Below are 13,126 nucleotides of genomic sequence, written 5' to 3' on the forward strand. Positions count from 1 at the left end.
AACTTTAAATAAAAACTGTATTTTTGCCAAAATAAAAATAAAATTATGGCTATTAGCGGTTTGGTTATCACATTTAATGAAGAAAAAAACATTGGAAAATGTATTGATGCTTTGTTTAGAGTTTGTGATGAGGTCATAATTGTTGATTCAATGAGTAAAGATAAAACAGTTGCTATTGCTGAGGCTAAAGGTGCAAAAGTAGTTTCTCAGGCTTTCTTAGGTGATGGTCCACAACGAACTCATGGATTACAGTTTTGTAAAAATGAATGGGTTTTAAATTTAGATGCAGATGAATTTTTAGATAAAGATGCTGAGAAATTTATTTTAGAAAACCAATATTTGTCTGATAGCTATGATGCTTTTTCCTTTCGTGTTAAAAACTTTTTAGCAGATGAATTAATAGACTTTTCAGGCTGGTATCCAGATCATAAAGTTCGCTTTTTTAATCAAAAAACAGCCAGGCCCTCAGATGCAATGGTGCATCAAAAAATTATTTCTACTAATGAAAAAAAAGTTTCAGTTCATATCTTGCATTATGGATGGGATTCTTTGGAGCAAATTATAGCAAAAAAGAATCAATATTCTACATGGCATGCACAGCAACTCTTTGATCAGGGTAAAAGAATAGGAGCAGTTAAACCAGTTATTAATGGTTTAACTGCTTTTGTAAGGTGTTATTTCTTTAAAAAAGGAATCTTCAATGGAATTGACGGAATAACTATTGCCTTAATCCAGGGTTTCTTTTCCCATATGAAATATGCAAAACTGTTAAAATTACAAAGACAAGAAAAAAATTAATGAACGGTCAGTTTATTATTTATTATTCTTTCATTAAAAGATTGTATATAAGCCTTTATAAAACGTTCCATTTTGGCTGCCTTGTTTTTTTCAGTTAAAAGTAAATTGGTTTTCATTAATTCGTCTTTTTTGAAATTATACAGAGCCAAAGTTTTTTTTCCATCAAAAGCCAAATAATAATCGCCCTGAATACAATGATAGATGTTATCTAAATAATAAACTACAAAATCTTTATCAGACTGAAAACTTTTGCCAAAAGTTATGAATTTTGTTTTAATATTTAATAAATCTATTAAAGATGGCATAATGTCAATTTGTTGGAAGTTTTTATAACTTGTGCCTTTAAAATCAGGATTAGAGGGATTATAGATTAAAATAGGAATCCTGAATTTCCCCACATTTGTTTTGAATTTTTCTTCCGTTGGTTCTGATGATGTATGGTCGGCAGTAATAACAAAAATTGTGTTATCAAACCATTTTTGCTTTTTGGCTGTTGTGAAAAATTGTTTTAATGCAAAATCAGAATAGGCGATACTTTCCTGTATTTTTGTGGTTCCTTTAGGAAATTTACCTTTGTATTTTTCCGGAATTATATAGGGATTATGTGATGAAATACTAAAGATAGACGTGAAAAAAGGCTGTTTAAAAGTTGACATTTTTTTACAATAGAATTGGAAAAATTCTTCATCAAAAATCCCCCATCTTCCGTCAAATGCTTCTGGTCCAATGTATTCATTTTTTCCATAATAAGCATCAAAGCCAGCTATTTTACAATATTGGTCAAAATTTTGGCTACCGTTAAAAGCACCGTGAAAGAAAGCAGTATTATAACCGTTAGCTTTTAGTATTTTGGGTAATCCGTAGATTTCGTTAATAGAATAACTAGAAGTAATTAACGATGTGCTCATCAAACTAGGAATACTTGATAGTGTTGAAGGAACGGCATCAATGGAAAGCTTTCCGTTAGCGAAGCCATTTTCAAAAAACAATGATTTTGTAATCAATGAATCTAAAAAAGGCGTTTGTCCACGTTGTATATTTTCCCTTCCAAAACTTTCTAAAATGATTATAACTACATTTTGTTTAGTTTGCTTTTCTTTTGGATTATTAACGACTACAGGATTGAAAATAGAATTTAACTCTGCTTCTTTAAAATATTTTGGGGATTCTAAGGTTTCTTTTTTGCCTATTGTTTTTAGGATGCAAAAAGGAGTATTAAGAACTAATGCTGAATGGCTAATTGATCCATAACTTACAGCATCTACTACTTTTAAAGGTTTCTTTTGAAATCCACCACGGCCTAATAAAAAAACAAACCCAAGGATGAAAATGAAAAGGCCTGTTTGTTTTGCAAGTATAGCTTTTGTTGTCTTTTCTTCAGGAAATTTTAGTTTTATATTAGGAATGGTTTTCCAAAAAGAAAATGCTAATAATAAAGCTATTAAGGGCAGGTACCAGAATTCAGACAAAAATGAAAGGATCAGTCCCCCAATTTCATTTTCCATTCCGCGGGCAGTAATCATTCCGAAAGAACTTCTTCTGCCTGTGAATTTATAATATTCAAAATCTACAAAATTAGTAAGGATAAATACCAGATTAACAGCAAAAAATGCAATTTTCAAACCTTTTTGATAGTTTGCTTTATATTTAAAATTACCAGGGATTAGATGTAAAACAACAAATAATAAGTTGATGTAAGCAATAGCTGATAAGTCAAAATGTAATCCTCCTAAAAAGATTTTTAAATTTAAACCATTAAAAGCATTAATGTTGAAAAACAGAAATAACAATCTGCAGAATTGATAAATAAGTAGTAAAAGTAAGAAGCGTTTAAAAAATAAAAGTGCACTTTGTAGATGATTTTTCATTTATAAAATTTTTGGTAAATGTATAAAAATGTAAAAACATTTATTAAATAACTTATTTACATTAAAAAAAATCCAAATTCCAATCAATTTGGAATTTGGATTTTAAAAATATTGAAAATTTAAATTATACTGCTACGTCATATTCGCGTAAAGCATTATTTAATGACGTTTTCAAATCTGTAGATGGTTTACGTGTACCAATTATTAAAGCACAAGGAACCTGATATTCACCTGCAGCGAATTTTTTGGTATAGCTTCCAGGAATTACAACAGAACGAGCTGGTACGAAACCTTTCATTTCAACTGGCTCATCACCTGTAACGTCAATGATTTTTGTTGAAGCAGTCAAACATACATTTGCTCCTAATACAGCTTCTTTACCTACGTGCACTCCTTCTACAACGATACAACGAGAACCGATAAAAGCGCCGTCTTCGATGATAACAGGAGCAGCCTGCAATGGTTCTAAAACTCCTCCAATACCAACACCGCCGCTTAAGTGAACGTCTTTACCTATCTGAGCACAGCTACCAACAGTAGCCCAGGTGTCAACCATTGTTCCGGCATCAACATAAGCCCCGATATTTACGTAGCTAGGCATCATAATTACTCCGCTTGAAATAAACGAACCATAACGTGCAGAAGCTCCAGGCACTACACGAACTCCTTTGGCTGCATAGTCTTTTTTCAATTCCATTTTATCATGGTATTCAAAAACTCCTGCTTCCCATGTTTCCATTTTTTGAATAGGGAAATACATTACAACGGCTTTTTTTACCCATTCGTTTACCTGCCATCCGTCACCTTTTGGTTCGGCAACACGAAGTTTTCCAGCATCCAATAATTCGATAACTTCTCTAATAGCATCTGTAGTTGCTGTTTCCTGTAATAAAGCTCTGTTTTCCCAGGCTTGTTCAATTATAGTTTGTAAAGAACTCATATGTTTAAATTTTTGGCAAAGATAGCGCATTAAAGTAAAATCAAAAAGGCAAATCAGTTTGAAAATGTTATAAATACAACTTTTTGTTTTTAATTTTAAAAATCCCAATAAGCTGAAATGTCTCTGAAAATGAAATTTCTTTACTATTATTTCATGATAAAAATCAGATTTCTTGATTTTTATTCGAATTAATTTCGCACCATAATTCCTGAGGTAATTGAAGGAATTGAAAGTGCTAAATAAAATTAATCAAGCCAATATGAATCAGGAAAATCAACTTCAAAATCGGGTTACAGTTATTGATAAAGAGGTCACGTGGGACAAAACGCAGGTAATTATGAGTAAAACAAATGCTTTTGGTATTATTGAATATGCCAACGAAGTTTTTGTTGATGTTTGTGGTTATGAAGATTATGAACTAATGGGGCAGCCACACAATATTATTCGTCATCCGGATATGCCCAAAGTTATTTTTAAAGTGCTTTGGGAAAATCTGAAACAAGGGAAAAATTTTCATGCAATCGTAAAAAACCTGGCAAAATCGGGAAGATATTACTGGGTAATAACGGATTTTGATATTGCAAGGGATGAGAACGGTGTGATTGTAAATTATTTTGCAAGAAGACAAGCCGTTCCTCAGGAAGTGATTTCGCTGCACATTGAACCTCTTTACAAAAAGTTACTGCAAATTGAAGCTGCAAGTGGTGTTGAGTTTAGCGAAAAATATTTAATTGGTTTTTTGGAAGAAAAAAAGAGAAGTTACATCGAATATATTAAGGAGTTGATTTATGAACATGAAAAAGCCCAGTCGAAATTTGCTCAATATGAACTTAAAGAAGAGGATGAAGAAGAGGGAAAAGGCTTTTTTGGCAGATTATTCGGCAGATAATACTGCTTTATAATAATTTTTTAGTTGTTTTAAATTTGGTTAAAAATCCGTTTTGAATTTTCAGGACGGATTTTTGTAGTTTGAGTATTCAGTTAAAGGTGATTGAATTAAAAAAGGCATACCTTTATAATATCAAGTTATAACAGGTATGATGAAAGACAATTTTTCAAAACAGGCAATTGATTATTCTAAATTTCGTCCGCAATATCCGGAAGAAATGATTCAGTATGTAATTTCATTTGTGGCTGATAAATCGATGGCTTTGGATCTGGCGACAGGAAATGGTCAGGTTGCCCATAAACTTTCTGCTTATTTTGAAAATGTATTTGCTACAGATATAAGTCAGAAGCAGTTGGATAATGCTATTCAGGCAGAAAATATAGTTTACAGCAAAGAGTCGGCAGAAACAACCTCTTTTAAAAATCAGCAATTTGATCTGATTGTTGTGGCACAAGCTGTACACTGGTTTAATTTTGAGCCATTTTATAAAGAAATATACAGGATATTAAAGCCAAATGGTATTTTTGCGATAATAGGCTACGGCTTATTTTCGACCAATCCCGATTCAGATAGTATTCTGCGACATTTTTATTGTGATATTGTCGGACCTTACTGGGATGCGGAACGAAGGTATTTAGATGAAAATTATGAAACAATTTCCTTTCCGTTTGATGAAATTCCCGCAAAAAAGTTTCACAACGAATTTACATGGGATTTCGAAACACTTATCGGATATCTTAAGACCTGGTCATCTGTACAGCATTATATTACAAAAAACAATCAAAACCCGATTGATTTGATTTATGATGAATTAAAACTTTCCTGGCAAAATAATGACAAGAAAGTTGTGTTTCCATTGTTGCTAAGAATTGGGAAGCTAGTTAAAGAAGATTAAAGCCTGAAAAACTTATATTTGTAATTTAAAATGTTTAAAGAGTTAGATATTCATTTGAAAGACAATCTCTAATGAGTTTAGGAGAAATTTATTTTGATACTTTAACAGGCTTTGTTTCTGCACTTGCTTTTTTTATTTATTTATCATTTGAAGATATTAAGTTGTTTTCGATTTTTAAAAAGCTATTTTTAATTGTTTTTTTAATTTTAGTTATAGGTATCTTACTAGTGTTATTTGATTTAAGTTATCTGTCAAATTCTAAAACAATCTTTATATATTCTTTACCATTATTTGTTTTATTGACAAACAGAATATTGTTTTGGATTAATAATGCATTTTTTGGTGAACCATTTATTTATGCTAAAAGTGGATTTTTAATTGGTTTTTGGTATCATAAAGTAGTAGATGAAAAAAAGCTGAACATAATTAAAAAGTTTTATTATACATATCTTACATTTCTGTATTTGTCTCAGATATTTCTTTATTTAACGTTGTTTCATAAAATTAATTAAAATGCCAAGAATCCTCTCCATAGACTACGGACAAAAACGTACCGGAATTGCTGTAACTGATGAAATGCAAATTATAGCTTCAGGCTTAACCACTATTCCAACCAATACTTTAATTGATTTCCTAAAGGATTATTTTGCCAAAGAAAAGGTGGAGACGGTTTTAATTGGCGAGCCGAAACAAATGAATGGTCAGCCATCTGAAAGTGCATCTCTAATAAAAGGTTTTGCAACTCATTTTTCTAATATTTTTCCGGATATGAAGGTTGTTCGTGTAGATGAACGCTTTACTTCAAAAATGGCTTTTCAGACCATGATTGATAGCGGGCTAAGCAAAAAGCAGCGTCAGAACAAGGGACTGATTGATGAAATTTCCGCAACGATTATGCTTCAGGACTATCTTTCTTCTAATCGTTTTTAGGTTTTAGGCCTATAAATTTCACTTTATTTAGAAAAAAATGTAATTATCTAACTATTATCTTTGAAAAATTAGTTTTTTTTTGGCATTATAAAAAGTACCTTTGCATTTTAAAATAAAATACTGTTATGCCTGACAATACAATACGTTCCAATAGTGATGTAGTGCTTATTGGTGCTGGAATTATGAGTGCTACGCTCGGAGTAATTTTGAAAGAATTACAACCTGATATTAAGATTGAAATTTACGAAAGACTGGATGTTGCCGCAGCTGAAAGTTCAGATGCCTGGAATAATGCAGGAACAGGACATTCTGCTTTTTGTGAATTAAATTACACTCCTGAAAAAGCCGATGGCTCTGTAGATCCTAAAAAAGCCATTAGCATTGCCGAAGCTTTTGAGGTTTCGCGACAGTTTTGGTCTTATTTAGTACAGCAAAACAAGGTGCCTTCACCTGAAAATTTTATTAAAAGTGTGCCTCATATTAGTTTTGTATGGGGTGAAAAAAATGTAAAATACCTTCAAACCCGTTTTGAGGCTTTACAAAAAAATCCATTATTTTCTGAAATGCTTTTTAGTACTGACTTTGAGGAATTAAAACAATGGATGCCATTAGTTATGGAAGGAAGACAGCCTGACGAAAAACTCGCTGCTACTACAATGGCAATTGGTACAGATGTGAATTTTGGTGCTTTGACAAGAAGCATGTTTAATTATCTGGAAAAATTAGACGGTGTTTCTTTGTATTTTAATCATGAAGTTAAAAAACTAAAGCAACGTGACGACAAATCATGGAGAATTAAAATAACAGATTTAGGTTCTGGTGAAAAAAGAAAGGCTTATACGAAATTTGTATTTATTGGTGCCGGAGGAGGTTCATTGCCATTATTAGAAAAAGCAAATGTGCCGGAAGGAGACGGTTATGGAGGTTTCCCCGTAAGCGGTCAATGGTTAAAATGTACAAATCCTGAAGTTATTGCAAAACATCAGGCGAAAGTGTACGGAAAAGCAAGTGTTGGAGCTCCTCCAATGTCTGTTCCGCACATTGATACGCGTGTAATCGATGGCGAAAAAGCATTGCTTTTTGGACCTTTTGCAGGATTTTCAACCCGTTTCTTGAAAAATGGATCTTATTTAGATTTGCCATTATCTATTAAGGCAAACAACCTGATCCCAATGTTATCTGCAGGATATAACAATATTCCGTTAACAAAATATTTAATAGAACAGGTTCGGCAGTCTCCAAAAGACAGAATAAAAGCTTTACGCGAATATTTGCCAACTGCAAGATCTAAAGACTGGGTTTTGGAAAAAGCAGGTCAGCGTGTTCAGGTAATCAAAAAAGGTGAAAATGGTGGTGGCGTTTTAGAATTTGGAACCGAAGTAATCAATACCCAAGACGGAACACTGGCTGTTTTATTAGGAGCATCCCCGGGAGCTTCTACCGCAGTTTCTATTATGGTTGATTTAATTGGAAGATGTTTTAAAGAGCAGATAAATACACCGGAATGGGAAGCAAAACTGAAAAACATGATTCCTTCTTACAAACAGACTTTAAATGACAAGCCCGAGTTGTTAGAACAAATTAGAAAACACACAGCTGAAGTTTTAAAACTGAACAGAAATTAATTATAGAAGAAAATCTTAGCTTAATCATAAATAAAACAAATCCGGATGAATTAATCCGGATTTGTTGCTTTTAAATCTTTTGTAATCTTCAATATTTTTTCGGCTAAATTACTCATCCAGATCAGTTGTTCAATAACCATTTGAGCTTCCTGCATTTTAGCCTGTCTGGTTTCTTTATCCAATTCTTCATCTGTCGCCAGACGCGTAAAGTTTTTACGCTTCATTTCTTCAAATTGCAAAGTCACATCTTCTTTGTCAAAAAAAGTATCGGTTATGATGGTTTCATTTCTCAAAATTGAAATAGAATGATCTAAATTTAGTAAAATGGTTTTGATGATATAATTAAATGATTCCGATGCAGATGTAGTCTGGTGTGCCTGAATATAAGTTGATAATGAAGCTAAGGCAGAGAGCAAAGAATGATTTAGAACTACTAATTTATTTACAATTGGCAGCGTTTTCTGCTTTGATTTTGGCTCCTGCATCATGCGTTGAAAAGAAGTCATTAGATTCCCAATTTCTATAAAAACATTTTTTCTTGCCAGTCGGTACGAAGTTGGGACTTCACCTTTTTTATTATAAAAATCTGCAATTTCCCTGAGATAAGTTCTGTTGGCACGAATAGAGTTTTCAATATGGATAGGCGTATTTATAAATTCCCAGGCAGGCCATAAAAACTGATTGGCGAGGAAAGCGAGAATTGCCCCAACAAGCGAATCTAGAATCCTGAACTGAATTACTTCTACAACATTTGGAACCAGGATTCCATAAATGAAAACGACATACATAGTCACGAAAGTCGCACTGATTTTGTAATTAGCCTGAGCGAAAGAAATTCCAAGCAGCATACAAATAATGGAAAAGATACTTAAAATCACATGATTTTGTACAACAGAAACAATTCCGAATGCCAGTAAGCCCCCTAAAAGAGTTCCGAAAATACGATTGTAAGATCGTTCTTTTGTTAAGCCGTAACCCGGACGCATTATGACAACGATGGTTAATAAAATCCAGTAAACGTTTTGAAAAGGAAGAAATTTGCCAACAATAAATCCAATTAAAATGGTTATAGTCAACCGGAGAGAATGTCTGAAAATAGAAGAAGAAAAACTCAGGTTTTCAATCAGTGTGCGTAAAGGATAATATTGCGGGGTAAGGAATTTTTCAAGTTCTTTATCTTTGTCTTTAAGTTTGTAAGATTGCATTGCCAATGAGAAGGCTCTTTGTATGATCTTGATTTTTCCAACCTGATTTTTAGCATATTTCAGCATGTTGGTCAGCATCAGCACGCCTTCTGCTGCCGCTTCTTTTCCTAATGTCTTTTCATAATCAAAAATGGCAAATTCCAGAGCGTCAAGTTCATTTTTTAAATCATTTTTATCAACATAAATCGCAATATGATGTACGTTTTTAGAAAGTTTTTTTAAGGTAGAAGCAAGTTTGTATGCTACATTTTGATATGTTCTTAAAACATCCGGATGTTTGTCAAACTTTTCATGAATTTTACTGTGATCGAAAGATGTATATAAAGCCAATTCCTGAATTTCAAGCAGAGTAATAAAAACCAGCAACATTTTTCGGTTCTGACTCGTAGCAGAGCTGCTTTGGTTTCCAATAAGCACTTTTCGTAAATCCTCATGAATCTCATTTAACTCTACCTGAATGCTTAGTTGTTTTTCGATAATTGTTTTTCGGTTCGCTTCCGGACTCCACAAATCTCCTCTTAGTTTTAAATATTTTGCGGTTAATCTGATTCCACGGGCAATTTCAAGTTCGATATATTTATAAGGCTGTATGAAATGAAAAGCAAGAGAAACAATTAGATATAAAATTCCTCCGGTAAAAATATAGCCTGAGTAAGCAAAGGCTTCCCAGCCTTCATGTATATGTCCAAATGATAAAGAGATTGATATTAAAGCAGAAAAGGAAACCAAAGTCGCTCTTTGACCATAGACAGAAATCATAGAGCATAAAAAAAGTAAAAATCCTAAAAAGGGATAAAATAAATAAGGATAAGGATAGACAAGATTTACTAATAAGTTAACACCGGCTACAATAAACGAAGCTACAATCAATCCTTTTATTTTGTGACTCAATGTGCTAGGAATATCACTGGGATATGTATAAAAAGCACCCAACGCAATAGTAAAACCAATTTCAAAATGTCCTAAAAAATTAAAAATCAATACAGGAATAACAGAGGCTATTGTTACTTTTGAGGCATTTAAAAACGAAGTGCTGTTGGTGAATTTTACAATACGGTCAAACATATAAATTGGTTTAAAACAAAGGTAAGATAATTTGGCATAATTATGGCTGAGATTTCAAGCAACAGCCAAAAAGAGATTTAATATCTTATTTTCAAATGGTCATTGACTATTTTTTACTATTTTTGACTGCTAAATTTGAAAGACCAGATTAAATATTTTAGAAAATAAAAACAACCAATATAACATAGATGATTTTACCAATTGTAGGATATGGGGATCCTGTTTTAAGAAAAGTTGGTGAGGTAATTACACCGGATTATCCAAACTTAAAAGAAACAATAACGAATATGTACGAAACAATGTACAACGCTTACGGTGTAGGACTTGCTGCACCACAAGTAGGTATTGCAATTCGTTTATTTGTTATTGATACAACGCCTTTTAGTGATGATGATGAATTAAAAGAAGATGAGCAAAAGAACTTAAAAGGCTTTAAAAAGACTTTTATCAATGCTAAAATCCTTAAAGAAGAGGGCGAGGAATGGAGTTTTAACGAAGGATGTTTAAGTATTCCTGATGTAAGAGAGGATGTATACAGGAAACCAACAGTTACACTGGAATATTGTGAGGAAGATTTTGTAATGAAAACAGAAGTTTTTGACGGACTAATTGCGAGGGTTATTCAACACGAATATGACCATATAGAAGGCATTTTATTTACGGATAAAATATCATCTTTAAAGAAACGCCTGATTCAAAAGAAACTAAAAAATATTACCGAGGGTAAAACTTTTCAGGAATACAGAATGAAATTTGCATCCGCTAAAAAAGGCAGATAATATAATACACCAAAAATTCTTAATACTAATTTAATAAACATGAATTTAGACAAAATTTTAGCCATTTCAGGAAAGCCTGGTTTATATGTATTGAAAGTGCAAACGCGTACAGGTTTTGTGGCAGAATCATTATTAGACGGAAAAAAAATTACTGTAAACTTAAAAAGCAACGTAAGTTTATTATCTGAAATTTCAATTTATACTTACGAAGGAGAGAAGCCTTTAACAGAAGTAATGCAGCGTATTGCCGTTAAAGAAAATAAAGAACAGGCAATTTCACATAAAGAAGACAATGCAAAATTGACTGCTTATTTTAAAGAAATTTTGCCAGAGTACGATGAAGAGAGAGTGTATCCGTCTGATATTAAAAAAGTATTAAACTGGTATAACATGCTTCAGGCAAAAGGGCTGGTTACTGATGAAGCCCCTGCTGCAACTTCAACATCAGAAGAGATTGCTGTTGAAGAACCGGTAAAAAAAGCTCCTGCAAAAAAAACAAAAGCTAAAAAAGAAGAATAGTAGTTTACATTCAAATATAGTAATCCTGTTAAGATGTTTTCTTGGCAGGATTTTTTACTTTTACAGGATTCGGTTACCATAAAAACTTCAAAAAAAATGAGCAAAGAACTTCAGCTTAAAGCCTTCGAAAGATTATTAATTATCATGGATGAACTTCGTGAGCAATGCCCATGGGATAAAAAGCAAACTTTGCAAACCCTGAGACATCTTACTATCGAAGAAACTTACGAATTAGGAGACGCTATTCTGGATAATGATTTGAATGAAGTTAAAAAAGAACTGGGAGATCTATTGCTTCACATCGTTTTTTATGCCAAAATAGGTTCTGAAACCAATGATTTTGACATAGCCGATGTGTGTAATGAAATCTGCGATAAACTGATTCACCGTCATCCTCATATTTATAGTGATACTGTTGTAAAAGACGAAGAAGAAGTCAAACAAAACTGGGAAAAACTAAAGCTTAAAGAAGGAAAAAAATCTGTTTTGGAAGGGGTACCACGAAGTTTACCGGCATTAGTAAAAGCAAGCAGAATACAGGATAAAGTAAAAGGTGTGGGTTTTGACTGGGAAGAACCGCATCAGGTTTGGGATAAAGTACAGGAAGAACTACAGGAATTGCAAGTTGAAGTTAAATCCGGAAACCAGGATAAAATCGAAGCCGAATTTGGCGATGTTTTGTTCTCAATGATTAATTATGCCCGATTCTTAAATGTAAATCCTGAAGATGCCCTGGAACGAACCAATAAAAAATTTATCAAACGCTTTCAGTATTTAGAAAGTAAAGCAGAGGAATTAGGAAAACCGTTGATGGAAATGACTTTGGCAGAAATGGATGTATTTTGGAACGAAGCCAAAAAACTATAACTGTTCAGCCAGTTTTTTCAGGGCTTTTACGTTTTTAAGCACAATTTTTTTACCTACGAGTTCAATTAATTCCAGTTTGTTAAAATCAGATAGTAATCTTATACAGCTTTCTGTTGCTGTACCAATCATACCGGCAAGCTCTTCTCTGGTTAGCTGTACTTTCAGTGTTTTATCCTCGTCTTCGCCAAAAGCATCGTGCAGGTACAATAAGGTTTCTGCAAGCCTTTGTTTTACCGTTTTTTGAACAAGGGCAATTTTGTCATTTTCAGATTCTTTCAAATCTTCACAAACAGATTGCATCATATTCAATGAAAACTGATTGTTGTTATTAAAAAAGTTTATGATTTCAGATTTTGGGATAAAGCAAACTTCCATGTCGGCAATTGCTTTTGCAGATAAATTTGCAGGCTCATTACTAATCATAGAACGCTGTCCTAAAAGCTCACCGGATTTTACCAGTTTTATAATCTGATCTTTTCCGTTTGCACTTAATTTTGAGAGTTTTCCAACACCGTCTTTTACACAAAAAACACCGTTGGTGATTTCCCCTTCCTCAAAAATCGCTTCTCCTTTTTTTATTTTGTGAGTCGTTTTACTATTTGCTAATTTTATAACTTCCTCTTTATTAAGTGCTTTTAAAGAAGAAAGCTGGCGTACGATACATTGGTCACATTTATTCATAGCAAAAAGTATTTATTGCAAAATTAACTAATAATCGTTTACTAGGTTAAAATATTTTGAAAAAA

General features: G+C 32.8%; 13 protein-coding genes. 9 read left to right on the top strand and 4 right to left on the bottom strand.

Annotated elements, in window-relative coordinates; all coding sequences use genetic code 11:
- Positions 1-45: 45 nt before the first annotated feature.
- Entirely contained in the window at positions 46-798 is a 753-nt protein-coding gene (locus OZP09_RS19665; RefSeq protein ID WP_281309861.1) for a glycosyltransferase family 2 protein, read from the top strand.
- Here the strand turns inward: OZP09_RS19665 and OZP09_RS19670 are convergent.
- Positions 795-2,666: an LTA synthase family protein gene (locus OZP09_RS19670; RefSeq protein ID WP_269235334.1), complete on the bottom strand. Its 1,872-nt coding sequence runs from the start codon at positions 2,664-2,666 to the stop codon at positions 795-797. The genes OZP09_RS19665 and OZP09_RS19670 overlap by 4 nt on opposite strands.
- Positions 2,667-2,790: 124 nt before the next feature.
- Positions 2,791-3,606 carry a 2,3,4,5-tetrahydropyridine-2,6-dicarboxylate N-succinyltransferase gene (locus OZP09_RS19675; RefSeq protein WP_223681478.1) on the bottom strand — a complete coding sequence of 272 codons (816 nt, stop codon included), beginning with the start codon at positions 3,604-3,606 and terminating at the stop codon, positions 2,791-2,793.
- 259 nt (positions 3,607-3,865) lie between these two features.
- Between OZP09_RS19675 and OZP09_RS19680 the strand changes: the two genes are divergently transcribed.
- The 5 genes from OZP09_RS19680 to OZP09_RS19700 all read left to right on the top strand — a co-directional run bounded on the left by OZP09_RS19680 (position 3,866) and on the right by OZP09_RS19700 (position 7,945).
- Positions 3,866-4,495 carry a PAS domain-containing protein gene (locus tag OZP09_RS19680; RefSeq protein ID WP_281309862.1) on the top strand — a complete coding sequence of 210 codons (630 nt, stop codon included), beginning with the start codon at positions 3,866-3,868 and terminating at the stop codon, positions 4,493-4,495.
- Between the two features lie 148 nt (positions 4,496-4,643).
- Positions 4,644-5,390, top strand: a complete 747-nt coding sequence (locus tag OZP09_RS19685; RefSeq protein WP_269235335.1) for a class I SAM-dependent methyltransferase — start codon at positions 4,644-4,646, stop codon at positions 5,388-5,390.
- Positions 5,391-5,461: 71 nt separating this feature from the next.
- Positions 5,462-5,902: a hypothetical protein gene (locus OZP09_RS19690; protein ID WP_269235336.1), complete on the top strand. Its 441-nt coding sequence runs from the start codon at positions 5,462-5,464 to the stop codon at positions 5,900-5,902.
- 1 nt (position 5,903) lies between these two features.
- Positions 5,904-6,320 carry a Holliday junction resolvase RuvX gene (ruvX, locus tag OZP09_RS19695; protein ID WP_269235337.1) on the top strand — a complete coding sequence of 139 codons (417 nt, stop codon included), beginning with the start codon at positions 5,904-5,906 and terminating at the stop codon, positions 6,318-6,320.
- A gap of 125 nt (positions 6,321-6,445) precedes the next feature.
- Complete coding sequence (locus OZP09_RS19700) at positions 6,446-7,945, top strand: malate:quinone oxidoreductase (RefSeq protein ID WP_281309863.1); 1,500 nt, start codon at positions 6,446-6,448, stop codon at positions 7,943-7,945.
- Between the two features lie 50 nt (positions 7,946-7,995).
- Here the strand turns inward: OZP09_RS19700 and OZP09_RS19705 are convergent, their stop codons facing one another.
- Positions 7,996-10,215, bottom strand: a complete 2,220-nt coding sequence (locus tag OZP09_RS19705; protein ID WP_269235338.1) for an FUSC family protein — start codon at positions 10,213-10,215, stop codon at positions 7,996-7,998.
- A gap of 188 nt (positions 10,216-10,403) precedes the next feature.
- Between OZP09_RS19705 and def the strand changes: the two genes are divergently transcribed.
- The 3 genes from def (at position 10,404) to mazG (ending at position 12,380) form a co-directional block, all read left to right on the top strand.
- Positions 10,404-10,994 carry a peptide deformylase gene (def, locus tag OZP09_RS19710; protein WP_269235339.1) on the top strand — a complete coding sequence of 197 codons (591 nt, stop codon included), beginning with the start codon at positions 10,404-10,406 and terminating at the stop codon, positions 10,992-10,994.
- 39 nt (positions 10,995-11,033) lie between these two features.
- Complete coding sequence (locus OZP09_RS19715; protein ID WP_281309864.1) at positions 11,034-11,513, top strand: DUF5606 family protein; 480 nt, start codon at positions 11,034-11,036, stop codon at positions 11,511-11,513.
- A 96-nt stretch (positions 11,514-11,609) separates the two neighbouring features.
- The gene (mazG, locus tag OZP09_RS19720; RefSeq protein WP_269235340.1) at positions 11,610-12,380 is read left to right on the top strand and encodes a nucleoside triphosphate pyrophosphohydrolase; all 771 of its coding nucleotides are present in this window, start codon (positions 11,610-11,612) and stop codon (positions 12,378-12,380) included.
- Here the strand turns inward: mazG and OZP09_RS19725 are convergent.
- Positions 12,375-13,061 carry a Crp/Fnr family transcriptional regulator gene (locus OZP09_RS19725; RefSeq protein ID WP_223681472.1) on the bottom strand — a complete coding sequence of 229 codons (687 nt, stop codon included), beginning with the start codon at positions 13,059-13,061 and terminating at the stop codon, positions 12,375-12,377. The genes mazG and OZP09_RS19725 overlap by 6 nt on opposite strands.
- Positions 13,062-13,126 lie beyond the last annotated feature (65 nt).

The sequence above is a fragment of the Flavobacterium flavigenum genome (genome assembly GCF_027111255.2).
GTDB lineage: Bacteria > Bacteroidota > Bacteroidia > Flavobacteriales > Flavobacteriaceae > Flavobacterium > Flavobacterium flavigenum.